This is a genomic window from Mycobacterium sp. HM-7 (assembly GCF_053852335.1).
In genome coordinates this window covers 1,474,193-1,498,158 of the sequence record NZ_CM132657.1, presented here as the reverse complement: position 1 = coordinate 1,498,158, position 23,966 = coordinate 1,474,193, and the positions used below count along the sequence as shown (strand labels likewise).

Here is a 23,966-nt window from a genome sequence, read left to right as displayed (position 1 = left end):
CCGTCAGTCCCACTGCCCGAAGCGCGGCTTGAGGATGTGGTTGAGGTCGACGCCAACTCCCCCGACGTGTTGCTTGTCGATCTCCACCTGATGTAGTGCTGCCGCCGGATGCGCGACCCCGCCGGGCGAGCCCCAGTTGTGCTGCCAGAAGTACGACCCCAGGCCGTCCTGGACGGCCCACTCGATGGTCTTGGAGTTGGCGTACACCCCGACCCGCTGGTGACCCAGCACCGATTCCCAGCCGCGGAGGTAAGGCGCAACCTGCGCCTTGTACTGCTCAGGAGTCGGATCGTCGTCGATGGACGCGTAGATCGGCGCCCCGACCGGACCGCCCGCCGCGGTGTGCAAGGCGAATCCGCGCTGGGCGTGCTGCACGCCGGCGACGTGCCCGCCCAGCCAGTCGGCCGTCGATTCCTTGCCGTACTGATAGCAGGAGACGATTTTCAGCCCGCCTTTGTAGAGGTCGCGCGCCTCGGGTAGCTGGATGGGCTTGCCCAGCATCCACGCCCCGCCCGGTCGGCGGTCCGACACGTAGCGGATGGCGCCCAGCGCTCCTGCCGATCGGATATCGGACGCGCTGAGCACTCCCGCGGCGTAGTCCAGCAACACTCCGTACGGGGCCGCGGAGGCGGTCGTCGCGCCGAGCACCGATTGCAACCCGGCTCCCAGGCCCACCGCCGCCGGCGCGGCTGCAGCGTATTTCAGCAGGTCACGACGCGAAATTGCCACGAGTCACAGAATATGACAGCTACCCCTCGTGGCCCGTTAGCCACACCAGTGCATTCTTGTCCCAGCCGCACGTGCTCAACGTGGGGCAGATCGTCAGAATCTCGCGATTTCTCGCCACCTTCTTCACGCTCCGCGCTCGACGGCTTCCGCGACGTGCCGGTGCCCGATGATCTCGAACCCGGCCACGCTCACCATCGGCGCGAAGCTCGCCACCAGCAGGCAGACCGTCATCGGCACTCCCACGCCGGCCAGTACCACCGTCGCCACCAGAACGACAGCGGTCAGCACCACCAGCAGCACATGCAGGGAGTCCATCGACCTCAGCATGATCGTGTACAGCACGTACACCAGCGCGATGTAGACGCCGACCGGGATCACCACGCTCAGCACCGTCGCCACCGACCCCAGCGCCGAATGGTGCTGGATGAAATACGCGGCCGTGTGCAGGCCGGCACCGGTCGCGACGATGGCCCCGTACACCGGCATGTGCAGATACCCGAACCAGAATCCCCGCTCCCGGTGCGCATGCAGCGCGTCGGCCGACGGCACCATGAAGTACACCCACCACATGCCGAAAGTCAGGGCCGTGCCCGAGATGGCCAGCAGCACCGAGTCCCAGGACCAGCCGTGCTCGGCGACGACGGCCGACAGCGAGGCCACAGTCCCGACGACGCCCTCGCCCAGCGCGATGATCGCCAACAGGCCGTAGCGTTCGGCGATGTGGTGCGCGTGCCACGGCGTGCCGCCACAGCGGTTTTCCGCGATGATCGGCCCGGCGAGTTCCACGATCGCCAGCAGCACCCAAATGCTCAGTGTCACCGGCACACTCGTGGGCAGGAACACCGTGCCGATCCAGCCCACCTGGACCGCGGACACGATGACGGCGTACGTCATCGCCGCCGATCGGCCCGCCGGATTCTGCCGTGCCGCGCGTAACCACTGGGATACCAAGACAATTCGCATCACCACGTAGCCGGCCACCAGGACCGCGTTGTTGACGTGGTGGCCGTGCTCGATCGAGGCGTAGAACGCGGGCAGGCCGAGAGCCAGGATCAGCACGCCGACCATTTCGACCATGGTCATCAACCGGAACACCCAGTCGTCGGTGTCGTACGCCGAGGCGAACCAGGTGAAGTTGATCCAGGCCAGACAGATCGCGAAAGTCGAGAACACGAAGCCCGTGATGCCCGCGCCGACGTGACCCGCGGACAACATGTGCGACAACTCCGACGCCGCGACCCCGAACGCGACGACGAAAGTCAGGTCGAACAGCAACTCCAGCGGCGTCGCAACGCGGTGCTTCTCATGGGGATCGCGGCCCCGCATTGGCGTCAACCGGTGAGCGCGCACCGCGCTGTGTGGGTCGGGAGCGTCCTGCTGCGTCCCATCCATGCCGTGTCCCTTCAGCGAACCGGGCCCCGTCCGGGCCGCGTCACGGTAAGCCTGCCGCAGATCCCCGCTCCCGTCCCACTACCGTGAAGACGTGTCCGCTCCCCCCATCGCTGTCGGCGTCGTGCTTGCCGCCGGTATCGGATCGCGGGTCGGGGCCGACGGCAACAAGGCCTACCTGCAATTGGCCGGCCGCAGCATGGTGGCGTGGTCGGTGGCGGCGGTGGCCGCAAGCCCCGAGGTCGCGCGCACCATCCTGGTGTTCCGGCGCGGTGAACGCGACCAGGTCGTGCAACTGATGGCCGACGAACTCCCCGGCACCGCAGTCGAATTCGTCGAGGGCGGCGATTCGCGACACGGTTCCGAACACAACGTGCTCAGCTACCTGGCGGCGGACATCGACGCCGGCACGGTCGACGTCGTGCTGATCCACGACGCCGCCCGCCCACTGGCCGGTGTCGACCTGATGGACTCCGCCGTCACCACGGCACGGGCGCACGGTGGTGCCATTCCCGTGCTGCCGTCCGGCGATGTGTTGCGGATGACGGCGGACGGCCTGAGTGCCATCGACCAGTCGCTGGTGCGGGTGCAGACGCCGCAGGCCTTCCGCGCCGGGCCGCTGTGGCAGGCCTACGTCGCCGCGGCGGCCGCCGGGTTCGAGGGCACCGACACCTCGTCGTGTGTGGAGCGCTTCACCGACATCGAGGTCCACGCGATCGCCGGGTCGGCCCAGAATTTCAAAGTGACCTTCGCGCATGACGTGCAGGTCGCCGAGCGCCTGCTCGGCCGGCGGTAACGAGCGCAGCGGCCCTACGTCGAGCGTGTGGGCTGACGAGACGACACGCCGCTTCCATTCAAGGGTCTAGTGCAACAGCTCCTATTTGGGGAGTTGTTGCGTGCGTCCTGGTCCTTTGCCTTCGGTGGTCCGCCTCTTTTGGTCGCGTGTCAGTGGTGAGCCGTCGATTGATGCCGCTGCGGTCGCTGCTGGCGTGTCGACGGGCACTGGATGGCAGTGGTTTGTCAACGCTGGTGGGGTGAAACCCAAGTTCGACTCGGCGCCAAGGCAGTACACCCGGCTGACCTTCGCCGAGCGTGAGCAGATCGGGCTGGCGGTCGCGGCACAGGAGCCGATCCGTTCCATCGCCAAGCGACTAGGTCGGGCCCCGTCGACGATCAGTCGGGAGATCAAACGCAACAGCTCTGATGGCCGCAACAAGTACCGTCCGCAGTTCCGTTTCGGCGCCCCGTGGCGTGGCGGTCCGTTGCGGCGCCCGCACTATTTCCCCAGCGCCGCTCAGGGCCGTGCCCAACGCAACGCTCGGCGCCCGCACCCACGCAAGCTGGCCACCAACACCCGCCTGCATGCCCAGGTGCAGACTTGGTTGACGGACTTCCACAGCCCCGAGCAGATCGCCCGGCAGCTCGTGATGGAGTTTCCCGACGACATGGAGATGCGGGTGTCCCACGAGACGATCTACCAGTCGATCTACGTGCAGGGCAAAGGGAATCTGCGCCGTGAACTGCACACATGCCTGCGCACCGGGCGGGCGTTGCGTCATCCACGGCGCCGGCCCGGGGAACGCCGTACCCGCATTTCGGGGATGCTCCACATCAGCGATCGCCCCGCTGAAGCCCTTGACCGGGCGGTGCCGGGGCACTGGGAAGGCGACTTGATCCTGGGCAGCACGGAGTCAGGCTCGGCGATCGGAACCCTCGTTGAGCGATCCACCCGCTACACCATGCTGCTGTACCTGCCCGACAATCACACCGCCGAAGCGCTCCAGGACGCCATCGTGGCCAAGATGCCTCGGCTGCCGGCGATGCTGCGCCAAACATTGACCTGGGACCAGGGCATGGAAATGGCCAACCACGCCAAGATCACCAAAGCCATCGACCTGGACATCTACTTCTGCGACCCGCATTCACCCTGGCAACGCGGCACCAATGAGAACACCAATGGGCTACTGCGCCAATGGTTCCCCAAAGGCACCGACCTATCGATATTCCCCGAGGACTACCTCGACTACGTCGCCGCCAAACTCAACAACAGGCCACGCAAAACCCTCGACTGGAAAACACCCGCCCAACGCCTCGACGAACTACTGTGCAACCCTTTCAATCCACTGCTGTTGCACTAGGACCTTGAATTCACCCCGACGACCCCCACGAGATGCCCCACGCTCGGCGTGGGGCCCTCAGCCGGCGGTGACGATCGCCTCCAGCAGTCCGCGGTCGTGCGCGAGATCAACGGCGAAGGCGTTCGGGTCGCCCTCGACAGTGCCGACTCGCAGCCCTTCCGACGTGATCGCTGCCAGGTCATCGAGTTGCGGGAGCTGCGCCAATGCCGTTGCGGAGAATCCCCGCGGGTACTGCGCGGTGACGAGTTCGGAACGGTCTACATTGCCCAACACGATGTCCTGCGCGGCAATGCTTTTCACGCTGTCGGTCATCGTCAGCACCGGTAGTACGACGTCGTGATCCGTAAGTCCCGCCGCCACCCGGGCCGCCAGCGCGGCGGGAGCGAGCGGGTAGCGGACGTCGTGCACCAGGACCGAATTCCCCTCGGCGGGCAGCGCCGCCGCCGTGCGCACCGGCACGTCACCCAAGCCGTGGGCCGCAAGACATTCCGCCGCTGCGTCGGCCGACTCCTCGGCGGCGACCACTGATACCGCCGCCACGGCGCGCACCGCCAGCACAGCTCGCACCAGCGCCGGCTCGCCCGCGATCGGCGCGGTGAAGTCAGCCGGCGCGAGCAGCGCGGGGACGGTCACGATCGCCGAGAGAGTCACGGCGCCACCTTATCCCCGATTGGGCGCCACCCTTGACCGCTCCGAAGAAGTCAGCCGACGCGCGACGACATCCAGCAGGACACCCAGCGCTCCGATCACCACGATCACCGCCACCACCTGGTCGTAGGCCAGCTGGTCCCGGGCGTTGAGCACCTGATAACCCAGACCCGAACGCACACCGAGCATTTCGGCCGGAACCAGCACCACCCAGGCGATGCCCAGCGCCACCCGCACGCCGGTCTGCAACTGCCCTCTGATGGCCGGCAACACCACGGCGGTGACCAGTTCCCAGCGGGTGGCGTGGAACGACCGCGCCACATCCAGGTAGCCCGGGTCGACGGCGCGCACCCCGGCCACGGTGTTGATCAACACCGGCCACACCGCCGCCACCGCGATCAGGAAGATCACCGGCTCGTTGCCGATGCCGAAGACCGCCACGGCGATGGGGGCCCAGGACAGCGGCGAGATCATCCGCACGAACTGGACGAGCGGCGCGGTGGCTCGCTCGGCCGTGCCACTGAGCCCCAGCAGCAAGCCCGCCGGGATCCCGATGACGACCGCGACCGCCAGACCGATCACCAACCGCCACAGGCTGATCCCGATATCGGGCAGCAGCACACCGCGGGTGAACAGGTCGACGACCGCGGGCGCGACGCGCTGCGGGGCGGCCTGGCGCAGCAGCGAATGCGGGGCGCTCAACACGGTCGTCGTCAACCACCAGAGCCCGACCGCGACGACGACGGCGCAGACCGGCGGCGCCCAGCGCCGGACCGCCACCGGCGGATCGATCACCGCGCGGACGGATGTCGTGGTCATGTCAGCTCCAATTGCTCGGTTCGGGTGTAGCCGCCGCTGAGGCCGAAGGCCGCCGGACCGCCGTGGGCCTGAATGGAATTGCGGACGAAGGTGTCGTCGACGAGGTCGCCGTGCACGGCGGTGGGGTCCAGCCGTTCCAGGAATCGCCGATCGCCGTCGATGACGGTGTCGTGCATGGCCGTTACCAGTTCACTGGTGAAGCTCGGGAACGGGAACGGCTGAAAGCCGAGCCGCTGGGGCTGCCACTCGGGGTGATGCAGCGGGTACGGCGCTGTGGGATAGGTCATCGCCAGCGTGATCGCCGGCACTGGCTGGGGCAGGTATCGCCCGCCGCCGAGTGTTGCCGCGGCCGCCTTCCGATCGTTCGACAGCGCAAGTTGTGCCGTCACAACGGCATCGGTGAGCTGTTGTACTGCCGCCGGCCGACTGGTGATGACGTCGTCACGGGTCACCAGGGCGCAGCAGGCATGATCGCGCCATACATCGCCCAGGAAGGTGTGGATGCGCCCGATCTTCTTGGTCTGCGCCATCGCGTTGAACGGGTCAGCCACGACGTAGCCGCCGATGGTGCCGGTGGCCAGGGCCGGCACCATGTCCGACGGACTCATCACGACGAGCTCGACGGTGCGGTCGGCGCGTGATGCCGACCGCCGGATCACCGGTTGCAATCCGTTGGCCCGCAACATCTTCTGCAGGACGATGTTGTGAATCGACCACCAGAACGGGATCGCGAGTTGCGAACCCGCAAGGTCCGGCAGTTCGCGGATATGGGGTGCGACGGTGAGCGCCGAGCCGTTGGTGTGATTCCAGCCGAGTACCCGGACGCCGCCACCGAGCGCGTACCGCAACTGCACCGCCATCGGCATCAGCAGGTGCACCACGTCGAGCTGACGATTCAGGAACGCCTCGCCCAGCGCCGCCCAACTCCGGAACAGCACGGGCTTGCCGGCACCCGCCGGATACAGCCCGGCAGAGTGCGCCATGAGCAGCGGCGCGGCGTCGGTGATCGGCAGATACCCCACCCGCAACGGCCCGGCCGCTGCCGAATCCGTTGTGGCACTGTGCGCCAGGTCGGCGAGCCCGAATGCGCCACCGGCGGCCGCCGCCGCGGCGATCAGGGCCTGCCGCCGCGAGATCAGCAGTCGGCTCATGCCACCCACAGTTCGGAAACCCGGTAATGGCTGAGGATTTCCTCACGCAGGCCGGACCGGTCGGCCGCGCTCAGGCGCCATTCCCGGTGGATGCGCCCGCCCTCGGCCAGGAGCACGACGCGCTGCGCGAGGCTCAGTGCCTCCTCGACGTCATGGGTGACCAGCAGCACCGTCACGCCCAATTCGGTGGTGAGCGTGGTCAGCCACTGCTGCAGGTCCGCACGGGTCGCGGGGTCCAGCGCGCTGAACGGCTCGTCGAGCAGCAGCAGCTGAGGCCGGGTGGCCACCGCGCGCAGGATGGCGACCCGCTGGGCCTGCCCGCCGGACAGCTGGTCGGGATAGCGGTCGGCCAGCCCGTCGACGCCGAAGCGCCGCATCAGTTCCGCGGCGTAGTCCGCGTCGAATCCCTTGCGCCGGTGTGCGAATCGCCGCGCGTAGGAGACGTTGCCCTGCACTGTCAGCCACGGCAGCAGCAGCGCGTTTTGGAAGACGACGCCGATGTGCGGTCGCTCGCCGGCAGCGGGCCAACTCACGGTTCCCGAGCTCAGCGAGTCCAAACCGGCCAGTACCCGCAGCAGCGTCGATTTCCCGCTGCCACTACGCCCGAGTACCGCGACGAACTCCCCCGCCTCGACGGCCAGGTCGATGCCGTCGAGCACGACGCTGTCACCGAATCTCTTGCTGCCCGCGGTTATCCGTACTGCTTCAGTTCCCACCTCAGTTGTCCTTCCGAAGGTGATTGCACGGGCAGAAAGGCTGCTTCGCGGAACCGGCGATTGGCCGCCGTCCCCGCGCGATAGCCCCGGCCACCGGCCAGGGCCGATTCCAGTCGGGTCGCGGCCACCGCGACGTTTGCGGCGTCCAGTCGTAGCCGGATCACCTCGGCTGGACTGACTTCCCCTGGCGCCGAGGCGAATTCGTAGAGGCGTCGGCGGTTGTTTTCGGCTTGCGCCACCAGATCGGCGAGGTCACCGTCGAACTGGGCCGCCAACGCATCGGTCGCCGCGCCGGCCGCGGTGAGCGCCGCGCCGGTGACGCCGACGCAGAACGCGGTCTGCAGCAGCAGGAACGTCGGCTTGATCCCGCGGACGAATGCCGCGAGGTCGGCGCTGATGATGCGCTCGGCGCCCACCTCGACCTGGTACAGGCTCAATGACGTCGACGCGGTGGCACCCAGGGCCATCAGCGTGGGCGCCCGATCGACCACCACCCCGACCGCGCTCGCATCGACGGCTACGACGTACAGCCGTCCCGCGGCGGTACGCGCCGGCAGCACGATCAGCGAATCATCAAAGACGTTGGACGCCCAGCGGATCGGCCCGCTGAGCCGCAGCCCGCGGCGCGTCTCTCCGGCCACGATCGGGAGCTGGCCGAGGCCCGCCACGTGCTTGAGCCCGGCGGCCATGGCCGTCACGCCGGGGCGGTGAGCGGTGAGCAGCGCCTCCGACAGGTCCGGCCGGTCGCCCAGGTAGTGAATCGCCATCTGGTGCGCCCAGGCGGAGAATCCTGCCGCAAGGCTCACCGCCGACACCTGCTCGATCACGCGCACGGAATCGGGCAGGTCGCGCAACCCGAACAATCCGGCCGCGCCGAGCGCGCGCAGATCCGCGCGGACATCGGTGTGGCCCGCATCCAGGTCATCGGCCCGGGCGTCCAACCCGGCCGTGACGCGCGCCAGTCTGGTCGCGACGTCGTCGGACACCAGAGTCGTCATTGCCCACCGCTTTCCAGTCCGTACAACCGATCGATCGGGGTCTGCACGGCCACGCGCGCCCGCCGTACCGCGTCCTCGTCGGGCGCGTCGTAGAAACACAGGCACTTGTCCATGTCGACCCGCACGTAGGTCCGAAGGAAACTGACCTCGGGCACCTCCGCGTATTTCGGTGCGTTGGCCTTCTTCCGGCTGAGGTAGCTGTCCATGTCCAGGTCTGCGGGCAGGTCCCACTCGACCAGATATCCGGCGGTGGGGCGAACAGCTTTCAGCTGCTCCAGGTCCGCACCGACCAGCCGCACTTCGTGGGGACCGGTGACTTCTGCGGCCCCGACCGTGGTCGCGTCGAGCTGCAGCGGACCGTCCGCGAGTTCGGCAACGACGAACAGCCGGTGCCCACCGGTCACCTGCGCCTCGATGAGTTCGCCGCCGTCCCGGTGCACTTCTGCGTCGAGCGTCTTGATGGCCTGGTCGACCTCGGCCCGGCCGGGCAGTCCTGCGATTTCGTAGAGGTACAAAGTCACGGTGTGTTCCTGTTCGTCGGGCGTCGATGACATCACGACGCTCGCATGAACAGACCGGTCTGTCTATCGGCCACCCTCGGCTATGGTGCAGCTATGAGCGCGACCCGCACCCACCGTCCGGACCGGCCGGCGCCCCGTGTCGATGCCACCGGGCCGGCTCGGCGACTTCTCGACACGGCATCGAATCTCTTTGCCACACAAGGCATTCGCGCCGTCGGCATCGACGCGATCCTGCGCGAGGCGGGCGTGGCCAAGGCCAGCCTGTACAGCTCGTACGGATCGAAGGACGCGTTGGTGATCGCGTACCTGAACGAATTGGATCAGGCTGATCGCAAGCGCTGGGAAACGAAGACTTCCGGGCTCCACGACCCGGCGCAGAAGCTTCTGGTGTTCTTCGACCTCGCGGCCGCCTCGGCACGCAAGCGCCAGTTCCGGGGCTGTCTGTACGTCAACGCGGCCACCGAATTCCCGGGTGGCACCCTTGAACCGGTGCGGGCGCACCGGCAATGGATGCGCAGGCAGCTCGTCGCACTGCTCCGGGACGCCGGGGTCGATGACGCCGCCGTCGTCGCCCAGCGCGTCCAGCTCATCTACGACGGCGCCCTCACCGCGTCGAAGCTCGACCGGTCCACCGCGCCGATCACGCTGGCCCGGCAGATGGTCGTCGAGCTGATCGATTCCTACTTGCCCACTGTCGCCGGCTGAATCCCGATGGCCGCGAGCCGGCGCTCGGACGCCTCCTGGCGGAGGCGCTTCGGCCACCAGAACCACCGGCCCAGCATCGCCGCGATGGCCGGAGTCATGAAGGACCGGACGATCAGCGTGTCGAACAGCAGACCCAGCGCGATGGTGGTGCCCACCTGTGCCATGACCTTCAGGTCGCTGAAGGCGAAGGACGCCATGGTGGCCGCGAACACCAGACCGGCTGAGGTGACCACCGATCCCGTACCTGCCATGGAACGGATGATGCCGGTCTTCATGCCGCCGGCCACCTCCTCCTTGAACCGCGACACCAGCAGCAGGTTGTAGTCAGAGCCCACCGCGAGCAGCAGGATGACCGACATGGGCAGCACCATCCAGTGCAGCTCGAGGCCGATGAGGTGCTGCCACAACAGAACCGACATGCCGAACGATGCGCCCAGTGACAGCAGCACCGTGCCGACGATCACGCCCGCCGCCACCATGCTTCGGGTGATGAGCAGCATGATGATGAAAATCAATGACACCGCGGCGATTCCGGCGATCATCAGGTCGTACTGCGCGCCGTCGTGCATGTCTTTGTAGGTGGCGGCGGTGCCGGCCAGATAGATCTTGGAGCCCTCCAGCGGGGTGCCCTTGATGGCTTCTTTGGCGGCCTGCTTGATCGGGTCGACGTGAGCGATACCTTCCGGCGTCGCTGGGTCGCCCTCGTGCTGAATGATGAAGCGCACCGACTTGCCGTCCGGCGAGATGAAGTTCTTCATGCCGCGCTTGAAGTCCTTGTTGTCGAAGGCTTCCGGTGGCAGGTAGAAGGAATCGTCGTTCAGCGAGTTGTCGAACGCCTCGCCCATCGCTGCCGCGTTGTCCGACGCCGCCGCGCGCTGATCCACCTGACCCTTCTGGGTCTGATACATGGTCAGCATGTACTGCTTCATGTTCTTCATGACCTCGATCTGAGGCGGCATCACCGTGACCATCTCGGCCGTCAGCTTGTCCATCTTCATCAGATCCGGGACCAGCGTCTGGATGTCGTCGGTCATGACGTCGATGCCGTCGAGAGTGTCGAAGAGCGCCCGGGTCGACCAGCACATCGGGATGTCGTAGCAGTGCGGTTCCCAGTACAGGTAGTTACGGATGGGCCGCAGGAAGTCGTCGAAATCGGAGATGTGGTCGCGCAGGTCGGCGACGTCGAGCGCCATGTTGGCGGTCTTCATCGACATGTCGTGCGTGGTGGCGGCCATCTGCGTGGTGATGGCCTGCATCTTGGTCATCGTGTCGATGCTGACCTGCATGTCGCTGGCCTGCTGCAGCATGTTGGCCATCGAGTCCTGCTGGTACTTCTCCGTCATCTTCGAAGTGACGGACTGCATTCCCATGATGAACGGAATCGTCGTGTGCTTGATGGGTTTTCCGTCGGGCCGGGTGATCGTCTGCACTCGTGCAACACCTTGCGTGTGCACGATGGCCTTGGCGATCTTGTCGATCACCAGGAAGTCCGCCGAGTTCCGCAGGTCGTGATCGCTCTGCACCATCAGCAGCTCGGGGTTCATCCGAGACGCGCTGAAATGCCGTTCGGCGGCGGCATATCCGACGTTGGCGGTCAGCTCGGCCGGCACGTAGCGGCGGGCGTCGTAGTTCGTCTTGTACCCGGGCAGCGTCACCAGGCCGACGAGCGCGAGCGCCAGCGTGGCGACGAGCACCGGGCCCGGCCAGCGCACCACGACGACGCCGACGCGGCGCCAGCCACGGGAGTGGATCGCGCGCTTGGGTTCGAAGCGCCCGAACCGGCTGCCGATCTTGATGACGGCGGGCCCGAGCGTCAGAGCCGCGATGACGGCGACGAGCGTGCCGATGGCACAGGGCACGCCCATGGTCTGGAAGTACGGGAGCCGGGTGAAGCTCAGACAGAGCATGGCGCCGGCGATGGTCAGACCCGACCCCAGAACGACGTGCGCCGTCCCACGGAACATCGTGTCGTAGGCCTTGACGCGGTCCTCGTTGTCGCCGCGGGCTTCCTGGTAACGCCCGATGGCGAAAATGGCGTAGTCCGTGCCGGCCGCGATCACCATCAATGTCAGCAGGTTCACCGCGAACGTCGACAGGCCGATGACGTTCGCGTTGGCGAGGAACGCGACGACGCCGCGGGCCGCACCGAGTTCGAGGAACACCATCAGCAGGATCAGGATCATGGTCATGATCGACCGGTAGACGAGGAGCAGCATCAGCGCGATCACCAGCAGGGTGATGGCGGTGACCTTGGCGATGCTCTTGTCGCCGGCGTGGTGCTGGTCGGAGACCAGTGGGGCGCCGCCGGTGACGAACACATGCAGCCCGGCCGGCGGCTTCGAGTCGGCGACGATCTGCCGGACCGAGGCGACGGAATCGTTGGCCTTGGTCTCGCCCTGGTTGCCGCGCAGGTAGACCTGAACGTACGCGGCCTTGCCGTCGGCGCTCTGCGAGCCGACTGCCGTCAGCGGGTCACTCCAGAAGTCCGCGACATGCTCGACGTGCGCGGTGTCAGCGATCAGCTTCGCGACGAGGCCGTCGTAGTAGTGGTGTGCCTCGGCGCCCAGGGGTTGGTCACCCTCCAGGACCACCATGGCGTTGCTGTCAGAATCGAACTCCTGGAAGTTCGCGCCGATCTGCTTCATCGCGATCATCGCGGGGCCGTCTTTGGCGCTGAGCCCGACGGTGTGCTCCTCGCCGACCTTCTCCAGCGACGGGACCAGCGTGTTGGTGGCGACGTTGAGTAGGAACCAGCCGATCACGATCGGGATCGCCAGCACCCAGATCAGGTGACCGATCTTGGATCGCTCCGTGTTGGTGGCACTCACTCGGCGTCACCCTTCCATCAGGCCCGGCAGGTCCATGGAGATGGAGCTCGGCGGCGTTACACATTCACTGTCGGGCGAAATATACCTAGCACACCAAACTTTTAGCCAGAGTGCTGGCGTAAAAGGTGGCTCTACCTCCCGCGAAATGGGATAAATCGGGATCTTTTCGCCCGGTTTCGGCCGTAGCGTTGACGGGATGGAAAATTCTCCGGCCGATACGTTCGGCAAGCGCTACGGCGAGGTCCTGCTGGTGTCCCAGACGCCGTCGGGGCCGCAGGTTGCCGTGTTCAACACCTTCCCGCTGAACGACTGTCCGCAAGACGCCTGGTCCGCGCTCAACCCGCAGGCTCTCGCCGCGGAGAACGGCGTGGCCGCCGCTTTGCTCAACGGTCCGCGCTACTGGCTGATGAGCGAGATCGTGAAAACCCGCGAGGACGTCGGCGAGAAGAAGACGTTCGGCGGCATCGAGATGCTGCAGCAGGCGACGGTCGAATTGTCTTCGATGAACCCCGCGCCCTACAGCGTGAACAAGGTCAGCCGCCGCACGGTCTTCGTGTTCGGCGCCGGGCGGCCGGTCTTCGAGCTGGTCGACCCGCAGGGGCAGCGGTGGGTCATGCAGTCGTGGAGCCAGACGGTCGACCCGACGCTGTCACTGGCGGACTTGCCGGCGCTCGGTGCGCGACTGCAATTGCCCGACGGCTGGAGCTATCGGACGTCGAAGCTGACCAGCCCCCTGCGCATCGACACCACCATCGACGATGCCCACGTCACTCAGGACGACCTGGGCAACACCTACTCATTGTCTGTCGCTTAGTCCCGCTAGGCATTCCCAAACCGTCGCCGGTGCGTTAGAACAAGAGGCAGCTGTGTTTCTCACGCGGCGAGGCCGAACCGAAGGAGGCCGTATGGCTTGGGATTTCGAAACCGATCCGGAGTTCCAGGAACTCCTCGACTGGGCCGACGCCTTCGTGCGCGACGAGATCGAACCGCTCGACCTGATCTGGCCGCACCTGCAGTACACCGCGCTCGACGAGACGCGCCGCCGGGTCGTCGACCCACTCAAGGAGCAGGTGCGACGAAAAGGCTTGTGGGCCACGCACCTTGGCCCCGAGCTCGGCGGGCAGGGCTACGGGCAGCTGAAGCTGGCGCTGCTCAACGAGATCCTGGGCCGGTCGCAGTGGGCGCCGATCATCTTCGGTTGCCAGGCGCCGGACACCGGCAACGCGGAGATCATCGCGCATTACGGCACCCCGGAGCAGAAGGAGCAGTATCTGCGGCCGCTGCTCAACGGCGAGGTCTTCTCCTGCTACTCGATGACCGAGCCGCAGGGCGGCGCCGACCCCACCCAGTTCACGACGTCCGCTGTCCGCGACGGCGACGACTGGGTGATCAACGGCTACAAGTTCTTCTCGTCCAACGCCTCGACCTCCACGTTCCTGATCGTCATGGTGGTGACCAATCCCGACGTCAGCCCCTACCAGGGCATGTCGATGTTCCTCGTGCCGACCAACACGCCGGGCGTCAACATCATCCGCAACTCGGCGATCTACGGGGAGTCCGACGGCCACGGCTCGCACGCGCTGATTCATTACGACAATGTGCGCGTGCCGAATTCAGCCATCCTCGGCGGCGAGGGTCAGGCGTTCGTCATCGCGCAGACGCGGCTGGGCGGCGGCCGGATCCACCACGCGATGCGCACCATCGGACTGGCGCAGAAGGCCTTCGACATGATGTGCGAGCGTGCGCTGTCGCGGCACACCGCAGGCAGCCTGCTGGCGGACAAGCAGGCCGTGCAGGGCTACATCGCCGACTCGTGGGCGCAGCTGCAGCAGTTCCGGCTGCTCGTGCTGCACACGGCGTGGAAGATCGACAAGTACAACGACTACAAGAAGGTCCGCAAGGACATCGCGGCGGTCAAGGTCGTCATGCCGACGGTGCTGCACGACATCGCCTGGCGCGCAATGCAAGTGCATGGCGCACTCGGTGTAACCAACGAAGTGCCATTCCTCGGGATGGTCGCCGGCGCCGCCGTGATGGGGTTGGCCGACGGACCGACCGAAGTACACAAGGTCACCGTCGCCAAGCAGGTGCTGCGGGATTACACCGGCACCGACGAGCTGTGGCCGACCGAGTGGCTGCCCGGCAAACGCGAAGCGGCACAGGCGAAGTACGCGGAGTACCTGGAGTTGAACGTGGGGAACCTGTAGACATCAGCCGGCGTGTCCGCAAGCCGGCGTGTCGGGCGCTTCTGCACCATTTGCGATTCGGACCCGTCATCATGCGTTGACATGGTCAGCACATGATGACGACTCCCGACCGAAGTGCGTCCACACCCAGGTCAAAAATCCACGCCGCCGTGGGCCCACTGGCCTCCAGCCATACCCCTACCGCGCAAGCAACCGCGTCACGCCCCGCATCACCGTCCTGCTGGCGGTATGCCGCGCTTGCTCAACCAGCGACGGCGCTGCCGGTGGCGCAACAGAACCGAGGCGCGGGAACAGCGCCAACGCGTTGGTCCGGTCGATCTCGCGCCGGCCCGCGTCATCCAGTCCCCCGTATGTCTCCAACCCGGCGGCAAACAACTGGCTCACCTCGAGCGGCGCGAAAGGAAAATCCGAGCCGAAGGTGATGTGACCGGGTTTGGCGAAGGCCAGCAGCGACGGCAGCGCGGCCGCCGTGGAGGACAGTGCGGTGTCGAAGTAGAAGCTCGCGAAGTCATCGAGGTGATCGGCCGGGCTGCCGCCGACATCACTCGTGATGCCCATCGCCATCCGGTACGACGCATAGGGGACGAAGCCGCCGGCATGGCTCAGGATGAACCTGATATTCGGGTAGCGGCGCCGAATGCCGTTGCGTACCAGCAGGTATGCCGCCCGGCTGGTGTCCAGCAGGAAGTCTGCGGCGAAGGGCAGCACTCCGTCGACCGCGGGTCCCGGCAGCTCGGCGGGGTGAACGAACACCACCGCGGACCGGTTGTCGAGCTCCGTGAACAGCGCGTCCTGGCCTTGCGCACCGACGTAGGTCCCGGCACTGTTGGCGAGTAGAAACACCCCGTCTGCATTCAATTCGTCGAGTGCGCGCACGGCTTCGGCGACGGAAGCATCCAGATGCGGCATCGGCAGTGTGGCGAAGAATCCGAACCGATCCGGTTGGGCGGCTACCAGTTCGGCGCTGTAGTCGTTCAGGTCGCGGGCCAGCGCCGCCGCATCAGCCGCTGCCGGAAGCATCGTCGTGCCCGGAGCGGAGACCGACAGGATGGCGGTGGCGACGCCGAGACCGCCCATCGCGTCCAAGGATGCTTCGGCGCTCCAGGCCGGCATTGCCCGGCCGCCGGCATCGGTAATACCGGCCTTGTCCAACGCCTTTCGGTACTCCGGTGGAACCATGTGGTGGTGCGTATCGATTCGGTTCATGACGTTCCCTTCACTGAGTCAGTCGCGAATGCCGGCGCCCGCCAGCGCGGGGACGGTGTCTTCGCGGTGCAGCAATGACGTGACTGCGGTCGTGAACTGTTCGAGCCTGTCGACGCTGGACTGCATCTCGTGGCCCCAGATGCTGATGCCCTGGTGAGTCGTCGGCTTCCAGGTCGATTCGTCGACAACGAGCGGGTTCCATCCCACTTCCCATTCGAAGCCCGATGGCGTGACGGCGTAGAACGACAGCTCCCGGTCGTTGGTGTGCTGACCGACTCCCAGGGCCATGTCGAAACCCAATGCTCGCACGCGCTGGTAGCTGTCCGTCAGATCGTCCAATTCGGCGACCTGAATGTTCAGGTGTTGCACGCGGGTCCGAATCGGGTTGATGGGCAGCCGGTTCACCGCCGCGATGGCCACCGAGTGGTGGCGCCTGTTGACGCGCAGGAACCGGATTTTCACCTTGACCCCACTCATGGTTTCGTCGATGAAGTCGCTGAGCCGGGCGTCGAGCAGGGTGTTGTAGTAGCCGCGTATCTGATGCGGCTTGGTGCTGGTGACAGCGACGTGCCCGAGTCCGAACTCGCCCGTGACGAAGCCCTTTCCGGCCACGGATAATTGTCCGTCGATGTGCGCCCGGGTGTACAGCTCCTGCGCCAGCCCGTTGGGACCGGGAATGCGTACCAGGCGCTCGACCCCGCGCAACGCAGCCTCCTCGTCGGTGCCGGCGGTGACGGGCACGCCGCACCGGTGCACCCGGCCGACGATCTCGTCGAAGGTTTCGTGGTCGTCGACATGCCAGCCCAGCGTGGTGACGTCCTCGGCCGGCCCGCGCCGCAGCAGGAACCGGCACTGTTGTTCGTCGAGCCGGAATCGCAGTGCATCGGTGTCGAGATCATCGAGGTGCATGCCGATCGCGTCGCGGCCGAACCGCCGCCAGTCGGCGAACCGCTCCGTCTCGACCACCAGATAGCCGAGCGACACCTTACCGAAGACGCTCATGGCCGGAATACCGTGCTGTCGGAGAGGAATTCGTCGACCAGTTGATTGAAGAGGTCGGCGCGCTCCCACTGCATCCAGTGCCCGGTGTGACTGGTCATGACCAGTTCAGCGTTGGGCATGAGGTTCTGCAGCATGGGTCCGCCCGAGGGGCGGTTCACCTTGTCGTCACGGCCCCACAAGATGAGCGTCGGCGTCTGCAATGACGCCAGCCGTGAATCGCGCGTCAGGTCCATGCGCCACAGCGTCCGCAGTGCGAATGGTCCCGACGGCCGGCTCAGCGGCGGGTCCGCCACCACCTCCGGGTCGATGGATGCCGTGTACCGCAGGTCGATCAGCTCGTCGGGCACCGAATCAGCCTCGTAGACCAGGTAATTGCGGATGAATGCCGCCAGCTTCTCGCGGCTGGGGCCCGAGCCGCCGTAATAGCCCAGCAGGCTGTTCAGGCCGGCGGTCGGCAGGCCGCGGGTGGTGCCGATGCCGCCGGGGCCCATGAGCACCAGCTTGCCGACGCGGCCCGGGGTGTCCAGCGCCAACCGCAGCGCCGCGGCGCCGCCGTAGGAGTTGCCGACCAGATGTGCTGTGCTGATGCTCAATTCGTCGAGCATGCTGCGCATCGCGTCGGCCAGGCAGCCGAAGGGATCGGACTTGTCGATGCCCTTCGACGAAAGTCCGTAGCCGGGCATGTCGGGCACGAGGACGCGGTAGCGCCGGGCGAGGGCGTCGATGTTGCGGGAGTAGTTGGCGACGCCGGACGCCCCCGGGCCGCCGCCGTGCAGGAGCACCACCGCGGGGCCCGAACCGGCCTCGGTGACGAAGATCTTTTTGTCACCGACGGTGACGGTGTGTTCGGTGAGGGTGGTGGTCATGTGTGTGCTCCTGTCAAGGTGGTGAGGTTCAGTCCGGCCGGGGGCGCCGGTATCGGTTGGTTGGATGAGGTTGCGACGTAGATGAATCCGTCCGGCCGGAGCACCACGGCGTCGGCTTTGTGGTCGCGAAGCCACCGCAGCAGGCTCGGTTCGGTGATCTGTAGGGTCGACGCGCCGGCCGACGTCCAGGCCGCAGCGCCGGCCGGCAGCGCGCCGGTGTACAGCAGCGCCCAGCGGCCAGCGAGCAGATCATCGAGGAGGACGCCGTCCACGGTCGGCTGCGGAATCTGCCGGCCCGCCGCCGGGTGCGTGGCCGTGAAGAAGCCGTCGGCATAGCGGGCATCAGGGATCCACCACAGCTTCTGCCCCGCGGCATCGGCGCCGGGAATCCTGGTCACGGTGCGCACGACATGATTGCGGATCGCGGCCAGCCAGGGCCGGCGCTCGGTGATGATCCGACCGACCAACACGGCGCGCCGGGTAACTTCCGTGACGTGCGGCTTACGTTCTGCGGCATAGGAATCCAGTAGCGAGTCGGACGCTTGTCCGCGGAGGACGGCGGCCAGTTTCCAACACAGGTTGGCGGCGTCACGCACACCGGCGGACATCCCCTGGCCGATCCACGGCGGCATGGCATGCGCGGCATCACCGGCCAGGAACACCCGGCCGACACGCCAGCGGTCCGCTACCCGCACATGATGGCTGTAGACGACAGCGCGCAGGATTTCGACGTGCTCGGGTGTGATGCCCTGCTCGCGCAACACCTTCCACACCGCCTCATCGCTGACGAGGTCCTTGTCGCATTCCCCTCCGCACGCCGGGTACTCCCAGCGGTGATGCCCCAGCGGGGTCGGACAGTCGACGGTCGGGCGCTTCGGATTGCAATGAAACCGCAAGCGGTCGTGGGCATCCCATTCTCTGACCACCTTGGTGTCGATGACGACCCAGCGTTCGCCATAGGTGCGTCCGGTGTATCCGATGCCGAGCATCCCGCGCGTACCCGACGATCCACCGTCCGAGGCGATGACGTAACGGGCCGTGATCCGCTTGAACGTGTCGGCCCTCAGATCGGCGAGCAGTAGTTCGGCGTCGTCACCTCGGTTGGTCACCCGCAGGCATTCGTGCTCCAGGAGCACCTCGACGTTGGCGAACCGCGCGACCCCTTCGCGAAGTACCGAGTCGACCGCCGGCTGGTAGATGAACTGCTGCGACGGGTGTCCGCATCCGCGGCCCTGGATGACCGTCTCGAGGAACGGGCGGCCGTCGGCGTCGACGAACGCGACCGGCCGGTCGGGCAGCATGTCCCGCTGGAGCCGTTCAGCCAGCCCGATGGACTGCCAGACCCGCAACACCTCCTCATCGGTCGAGATCGCCCGCGCCCGGGTGTAGATGTCGGGGTCACGCTCGACCACCAGCACCTTCAGGCCCATCTGCCCCAGCAGGTTGGCCGCCGTGGCGCCGGTCGGGCCATACCCGATGACGGCGACGTCGTAGATGTCTTCACTGCTCATTGGGGCCTCCAGGGTTGTTCTGTAGTGATCGCTACGGTAATGTAGTGATCACTACAGAGTCAATAGTCGGGAGCAAAAATGACCGAAGCACCCAAGGCCCGCCGCAAGCGCGCCGACGGCGAACAGTCGCGCGAGCGAATCCTGGATGCTGCCAACGAGATTGCCTCCGAACGCGGTTACGAGGGCACCAGCATCGGGCTGGTGAGCAAGAAGTGCGGCCTGCCCGCCAGCTCCATCTACTGGCATTTCAAAGACAAGGACGACCTCCTGGCCGCGGTGATCGACCGCAGCTTCGAGACGTGGCTGCGCGTCTGGGAACTCCCCACCGACGGCGAGCCGCGAGAACGCGTCATCGGCCTGGCCAAGCAACTCGCAAAAGGCCTGCTCGACAACCCCGACTTCCTGCGTCTCGGGCTCATGCTCGCGCTCGAGCGCCGACCCATCGAGCCGAGCGCCCGCGCGAGGTACCTGCAGGCGCGAGCGCAGGCTTCTCAGTCGCTCGCGGAAGCACTCAGCGAGCTGGCACCGGGACTCACGGACGCCCAGGTGCGGCTGTTGGTGAACTACTCCATCGCCGGGGCCGACGGCCTGTTCATCGCCAAGGAACTGGGCGGCGATTCGGTGGACCTGCTCGAGCTGTTCGAACTGCACGCCAACGCCATGTACGACACCGCGCTCCGCATGCTGGCCGGGAACACGCAGTGACCGCGACCATCGAAGCGACCGTGCCCATCGTCGCCGCAGTCGCGCGCACCACGACGGTGACGTACGCCGAGATCGTCTCGTCGATCCCGTCGCGATCCGCCGGCCCGGAAATCCGGGCCGGCATCGATCATGTCATCGAAACCACCTGTGCCGCAATGGAAAATGCTGGTGCCCGTCAGGCCAAGGTCATCTCCCTGCTCAGCTCCGCCGAACCACCGTCGATCCGCAACACCGTCTACTGTCTGGTCGACAGCGACCTCGATCGCGGCGCCGTCGAACGCGACATCCACGCCGCCGTCGAACGGGCCGCCGCCGATACGCCGGGCTTCCGGCTCAAGCAAACCGTGCAGTTCGAGAGCATCGGCCCGTTGCGCATCCCGGAAACCGGACAATTCACCGGCACGAAGGTGACGGTGCTGGTCGAGGTCGTCACCGAAAATACTGGATTCCCAACATGATCTACCTCAGCGACGTCACCCTGCGCGACGGCATGCACGCCGTTCGCCACCAGTACAGCATCGGGCAGGCCATCGCGATCGCCACGGCGCTCGACGCCGCGGGCGTCGCCTCCATCGAAGTCGCGCACGGCGACGGACTGGGCGGGTCCAGTTGCGTGTACGGCTTCGGCGCGCACACCGACCTCGAGTGGATCTCCGCCGTCGCCTCCGCGGTATCGCGCGCCCGCATCGCGACGCTGATCCTCCCCGGGATCGGTACCGTGCGGCAGTTGCGCGACGCCCACCGCGCCGGCGTCAGCGTCGTCCGCGTCGGCACCCACTGCACCGAGGCCGATGTCTCCGCGCATCACCTCACCGCGGCCCGCGAACTCGGCATGGACGCCGTCGGATTCCTCATGATGAGCCACCTCACCACGCCGGCCGCCCTCGCCCGGCAGGCGCAGTTGATGGAGAACTACGGCGCGACGTGCGTCTACGTCGTCGACTCCGGCGGCGCCATGACGATGCGCGACGTCGCCGACCGCGTCGACGCCCTGCGCCAAACTCTGTACCCGACAACAGAAATCGGCATCCATGCCCACCACAACCTGTCGCTGGGGGTGGCCAACTCGCTGGCTGCCGTCGAGCACGGTGCCACCCGGGTCGACGCCTCGCTGGCCGGCATGGGCGCCGGCGCCGGCAACGCACCGCTGGAGGTCTTCATCGCCGCGGCCACCAAGTTGGGCTGGGAACACGGTTGCGATCTGCACGCGTTGCAGGATGCCGCCGACGATCTGGTCCGGCCGCTGCAGGAACGCCCCGTCCGCGTCGACCGGGAAACCCTGACGCTCGGCTACGCGGGTGTGTACTCCAGTTTCCTGCGGCATGCGGAAATCGCCGCCGAGCGCTTCGGCACCGACGCCCGCACGCTGTTGGAAGAGGCCGGACGGCGCGGGCTCGTGGGCGGCCAGGAGGACATGCTCGTCGACATCGCGCTGGACCTCACGCGCGCCGAAAGCGCCTAAGCGACCAGCTCCACCAGCGTGGCGTTGGCGGTGCCGCCACCCTCGCACATGGTCTGCAAGCCGTAGCGAATTCCGTTGTCGCGCATGTGGTTGATCATGCGGGTCATCAGCACCGCGCCCGAGGCTCCGAGCGGGTGCCCCAGCGCGATCGCACCGCCCAGCGGATTCAGCGCGGCCTCGTCGGCGCCGGTGTCGGCCAGCCAGGCCAGCGGCACCGGGGCAAAGGCCTCGTTCACCTCGAACACCCCGATCTCGCCGATGTCGACGCCCGTCTTGTGGAGCACTTTCTCGGTCGCCGGAATCGGGCCGGTGAGCATCAGCACGGGGTCGGCGCCGGTCACCGCGCCGCCGACATACCGCACCAACGGCGTCAGTCCGAGCTGCAGCGCGTTCTCCATGGTCATCACCAAAAGCGCTGCCGCACCGTCGGAAATCTGCGACGAGTTGCCGGCGTGAATCACGCCGTCCTCCTGGAATGCCGGTTTGAGACCACCCAGCTTCTCGACGGTCGTCCCTCGCCGGATGCCCTCGTCCTCGTGCACGACGCCGCCGTCATCGGTGAACACCGGAACGATCTGCGTCACGAACGCCCCGGAATCCTGTGCGGCCGCGGCGAGTTCATGCGACCGCGCGGAGTATTCGTCCAGCCGGGCCCGCGACAGACCCCACTTCTGCGCGATCATCTCGGCCGAGATGCCCTGGTTGAATGCGAAACCGTCATACCGGGCAAGCGCTTTCGGCCCGTACGGCTGCCCGGTCTGCCGCGCCGCACCCAGCGGCACCCGGCTCATCACCTCGACGCCGCCGGCCACCACGATGTCCTGCTGTCCCGACATCACCGCTTGTGCCGCGAAATCCAAGGCCTGCTGCGACGATCCGCAGGCCCGGTTGACCGTCGTCCCCGGTATCGACTCGGGCCAGCCGGCAGCCAGCACCGACCAGCGGGCGATATTGCTGGACTGATCGCCGACCTGCGAGACGCAGCCCCACACCACGTCGTCGACGAGTTCCGGTGCCACGCCGGACCGTTCCATCAGTTCGTTCAAGACCACCGCGGACAGGTCGGCGGCATGCTGGCCGGCCAATCCCCCGTTGCGCTTGCCGACGGCGGTCCGCACGGCCTCGACAATGACGACTTCACGCATGGTCGCTCCCTGATCCATAGACATCGCCGATCGCACCGTCGGCCCGCAGGCCGGCGATATCTTCAGCGCGGTAACCCAATTCGCCGAGTATCACATCTGTGTGCTCGCCCAGTCCGGGGATTGCCCCCATGTTCAGCTCGAAGCCGCTGATGACCGGTGGCGGCAACAGCGCCTCGATGGGACCGTTCGGTGTGCTGACCTGGCGCCACCGGTCGCGCGCTTTCAGGTGCGGATGCGCGATCACCTCGCCGGGCAGGTTGTACCGCGAGTTGCCGATACCGGCCGCGTCGGCGATCCGCTGAATATCGTCGAGATCGCGCTCTTCGCACCAGGATCCGATGGCGGAATGAAGTTCGTCGCGGTGCGCGCAGCGCTCCGAGTTGCTCGCGAATCGCGGATCCTCGGCAAGGTCGGGCCGGTCGATGATCTCCCGCGCCAGCCGTTGCCATTCTCTGTCGTTGGTCGTGCCGAGCACCACCGTCTGGCCGTCCCGCGTTGCGAAAGCGCCGTACGGTGCGACGGCCGGCGATGCCATCCCGAGCGGCTGCTGGTTCACACCGGAATGCTGGGTATACGTCAGCGGATAACCCATGATGTCGGTCATCGTGTCGAACAGGCTGACCGCGACCGACGGTGCCACGCCGGCCGACATCCCGCGCGCCCGGCCCAACAGCAGCGCCATGATCGACAACGCCGAGTACAGGCCGGTGCTGATATCGGCGACGGGCGGTCCAGGTTTGGCCGGCATGCCCGGAAAGCCGGTGGCCGCGCACGACCCGGATTCCGCCTGCACCAGGAGGTCGTACGCCCGTTTCTGGGAAAGCGGCCCACCCGGCCCGTAGCCATCGATCTCGACGGGGATCACCTGCGGGTGCCGTCTGCCCAGCTCCTCCGGCGACAACCCCAGTCTCGCGGTGGCTCCCGGCGCCAGGTTGGAGACGAACGCGTCGGCCTGGTCGAGCAATTGGTGCAGCACCGCAATGCCCTTGTCGGACTTGAGGTTCAGGGTGATCGACTGTTTGCCCCGGTTGGCCCAGACGAAATGCGCCGCCTGGCCGAGCACCACGTCGTCGTAGTCGCGGGCGAAGTCTCCGCCCCGCGGATTCTCGACTTTGATCACCCGGGCGCCGAAGTCCGCGAGCACGCGCGTGCACATCGGCGCGGACACCGCCTGCTCCATCGCGACGACGGTGATTCCGGCCAGCGGCAGCGACTGCGCT

23 protein-coding genes are annotated in these 23,966 nt (G+C 66.8%); 8 read left to right on the top strand and 15 right to left on the bottom strand.

The window, feature by feature from the left end; all coding sequences use genetic code 11:
• Positions 1-3: 3 nt before the first annotated feature.
• The gene (locus ACWW1C_RS07260; protein ID WP_455982807.1) at positions 4-729 is read right to left on the bottom strand and encodes a DUF1906 domain-containing protein; all 726 of its coding nucleotides are present in this window, start codon (positions 727-729) and stop codon (positions 4-6) included.
• A 123-nt stretch (positions 730-852) separates the two neighbouring features.
• Positions 853-2,055, bottom strand: a complete 1,203-nt coding sequence (locus ACWW1C_RS07255) for a low temperature requirement protein A (protein WP_455984186.1) — start codon at positions 2,053-2,055, stop codon at positions 853-855.
• Between the two features lie 157 nt (positions 2,056-2,212).
• On the opposite strand from ACWW1C_RS07255, the gene ACWW1C_RS07250 reads away from it, so the two are divergent.
• Positions 2,213-2,914: an IspD/TarI family cytidylyltransferase gene (locus ACWW1C_RS07250; RefSeq protein ID WP_455982806.1), complete on the top strand. Its 702-nt coding sequence runs from the start codon at positions 2,213-2,215 to the stop codon at positions 2,912-2,914.
• A gap of 100 nt (positions 2,915-3,014) precedes the next feature.
• On the top strand, positions 3,015-4,256 hold the full coding sequence (locus ACWW1C_RS07245) for an IS30 family transposase (RefSeq protein WP_455982525.1): 1,242 nt from the start codon (positions 3,015-3,017) through the stop codon (positions 4,254-4,256).
• A gap of 57 nt (positions 4,257-4,313) precedes the next feature.
• On the opposite strand, the gene ACWW1C_RS07240 is transcribed toward ACWW1C_RS07245, so the two are convergent.
• From ACWW1C_RS07240 to ACWW1C_RS07215, 6 genes are read right to left on the bottom strand one after another with little or no spacing between them, the layout of a single operon-like run.
• Positions 4,314-4,907: a 2-C-methyl-D-erythritol 4-phosphate cytidylyltransferase gene (locus ACWW1C_RS07240; RefSeq protein WP_455982805.1), complete on the bottom strand. Its 594-nt coding sequence runs from the start codon at positions 4,905-4,907 to the stop codon at positions 4,314-4,316.
• A gap of 9 nt (positions 4,908-4,916) precedes the next feature.
• The gene (locus ACWW1C_RS07235; protein ID WP_455982804.1) at positions 4,917-5,723 is read right to left on the bottom strand and encodes an ABC transporter permease; all 807 of its coding nucleotides are present in this window, start codon (positions 5,721-5,723) and stop codon (positions 4,917-4,919) included.
• Entirely contained in the window at positions 5,720-6,874 is a 1,155-nt protein-coding gene (locus tag ACWW1C_RS07230) for an ABC transporter substrate-binding protein (protein ID WP_455982803.1), read from the bottom strand. Before ACWW1C_RS07230 ends, ACWW1C_RS07235 begins: the two co-directional genes overlap by 4 nt.
• Positions 6,871-7,590 (bottom strand): ABC transporter ATP-binding protein, encoded by a 720-nt coding sequence (locus ACWW1C_RS07225; protein ID WP_455982802.1) that lies wholly within the window; start codon positions 7,588-7,590, stop codon positions 6,871-6,873. The genes ACWW1C_RS07230 and ACWW1C_RS07225 overlap by 4 nt, the downstream gene beginning before the upstream one ends.
• Complete coding sequence (locus tag ACWW1C_RS07220; protein WP_455982801.1) at positions 7,566-8,588, bottom strand: acyl-CoA dehydrogenase family protein; 1,023 nt, start codon at positions 8,586-8,588, stop codon at positions 7,566-7,568. Before ACWW1C_RS07220 ends, ACWW1C_RS07225 begins: the two co-directional genes overlap by 25 nt.
• Positions 8,585-9,109, bottom strand: coding sequence for a DUF4242 domain-containing protein (locus ACWW1C_RS07215; protein ID WP_455982800.1), 525 nt, complete (start codon positions 9,107-9,109; stop codon positions 8,585-8,587). Before ACWW1C_RS07215 ends, ACWW1C_RS07220 begins: the two co-directional genes overlap by 4 nt.
• Positions 9,110-9,202: 93 nt before the next feature.
• Here ACWW1C_RS07215 and ACWW1C_RS07210 point away from each other — a divergent pair, with 93 nt between their 5' ends.
• Entirely contained in the window at positions 9,203-9,814 is a 612-nt protein-coding gene (locus tag ACWW1C_RS07210) for a TetR/AcrR family transcriptional regulator (RefSeq protein ID WP_455982799.1), read from the top strand.
• Here the strand turns inward: ACWW1C_RS07210 and ACWW1C_RS07205 are convergent.
• Positions 9,790-12,642 (bottom strand): MMPL/RND family transporter, encoded by a 2,853-nt coding sequence (locus tag ACWW1C_RS07205; protein ID WP_455982798.1) that lies wholly within the window; start codon positions 12,640-12,642, stop codon positions 9,790-9,792. The genes ACWW1C_RS07210 and ACWW1C_RS07205 overlap by 25 nt on opposite strands.
• 196 nt (positions 12,643-12,838) lie before the next feature.
• Here ACWW1C_RS07205 and ACWW1C_RS07200 point away from each other — a divergent pair, with 196 nt between their 5' ends.
• Both ACWW1C_RS07200 and ACWW1C_RS07195 read left to right on the top strand, forming a co-directional pair.
• On the top strand, positions 12,839-13,456 hold the full coding sequence (locus ACWW1C_RS07200) for a hypothetical protein (protein WP_455982797.1): 618 nt from the start codon (positions 12,839-12,841) through the stop codon (positions 13,454-13,456).
• 91 nt (positions 13,457-13,547) lie between these two features.
• Entirely contained in the window at positions 13,548-14,849 is a 1,302-nt protein-coding gene (locus tag ACWW1C_RS07195) for an acyl-CoA dehydrogenase family protein (protein ID WP_455982796.1), read from the top strand.
• 177 nt (positions 14,850-15,026) lie between these two features.
• On the opposite strand, the gene ACWW1C_RS07190 is transcribed toward ACWW1C_RS07195, so the two are convergent.
• The 4 genes from ACWW1C_RS07190 to ACWW1C_RS07175 are packed head-to-tail and all read right to left on the bottom strand — an operon-like array spanning position 15,027 to position 19,434.
• Positions 15,027-16,055, bottom strand: coding sequence for an amidohydrolase family protein (locus ACWW1C_RS07190; protein ID WP_455982795.1), 1,029 nt, complete (start codon positions 16,053-16,055; stop codon positions 15,027-15,029).
• 18 nt (positions 16,056-16,073) lie between these two features.
• Positions 16,074-17,057, bottom strand: a complete 984-nt coding sequence (locus ACWW1C_RS07185; protein ID WP_455982794.1) for a VOC family protein — start codon at positions 17,055-17,057, stop codon at positions 16,074-16,076.
• Entirely contained in the window at positions 17,054-17,923 is an 870-nt protein-coding gene (locus ACWW1C_RS07180) for an alpha/beta fold hydrolase (RefSeq protein WP_455982793.1), read from the bottom strand. Before ACWW1C_RS07180 ends, ACWW1C_RS07185 begins: the two co-directional genes overlap by 4 nt.
• Complete coding sequence (locus ACWW1C_RS07175; protein WP_455982792.1) at positions 17,920-19,434, bottom strand: bifunctional 3-(3-hydroxy-phenyl)propionate/3-hydroxycinnamic acid hydroxylase; 1,515 nt, start codon at positions 19,432-19,434, stop codon at positions 17,920-17,922. Before ACWW1C_RS07175 ends, ACWW1C_RS07180 begins: the two co-directional genes overlap by 4 nt.
• A 78-nt stretch (positions 19,435-19,512) precedes the next feature.
• Between ACWW1C_RS07175 and ACWW1C_RS07170 the strand changes: the two genes are divergently transcribed.
• From ACWW1C_RS07170 to dmpG, 3 genes are read left to right on the top strand one after another with little or no spacing between them, the layout of a single operon-like run.
• Positions 19,513-20,139 (top strand): TetR/AcrR family transcriptional regulator, encoded by a 627-nt coding sequence (locus tag ACWW1C_RS07170; protein WP_455982791.1) that lies wholly within the window; start codon positions 19,513-19,515, stop codon positions 20,137-20,139.
• Positions 20,136-20,597: a hypothetical protein gene (locus ACWW1C_RS07165; RefSeq protein ID WP_455982790.1), complete on the top strand. Its 462-nt coding sequence runs from the start codon at positions 20,136-20,138 to the stop codon at positions 20,595-20,597. The genes ACWW1C_RS07170 and ACWW1C_RS07165 overlap by 4 nt, the downstream gene beginning before the upstream one ends.
• Positions 20,594-21,601 carry a 4-hydroxy-2-oxovalerate aldolase gene (dmpG, locus tag ACWW1C_RS07160; protein ID WP_455982789.1) on the top strand — a complete coding sequence of 336 codons (1,008 nt, stop codon included), beginning with the start codon at positions 20,594-20,596 and terminating at the stop codon, positions 21,599-21,601. Before ACWW1C_RS07165 ends, dmpG begins: the two co-directional genes overlap by 4 nt.
• On the opposite strand, the gene ACWW1C_RS07155 is transcribed toward dmpG, so the two are convergent.
• Entirely contained in the window at positions 21,598-22,746 is a 1,149-nt protein-coding gene (locus ACWW1C_RS07155) for a thiolase family protein (RefSeq protein WP_455982788.1), read from the bottom strand. The genes dmpG and ACWW1C_RS07155 overlap by 4 nt on opposite strands.
• Positions 22,739-23,926: a CaiB/BaiF CoA transferase family protein gene (locus tag ACWW1C_RS07150; protein WP_455984185.1), complete on the bottom strand. Its 1,188-nt coding sequence runs from the start codon at positions 23,924-23,926 to the stop codon at positions 22,739-22,741. Before ACWW1C_RS07150 ends, ACWW1C_RS07155 begins: the two co-directional genes overlap by 8 nt.
• Positions 23,927-23,966 lie beyond the last annotated feature (40 nt).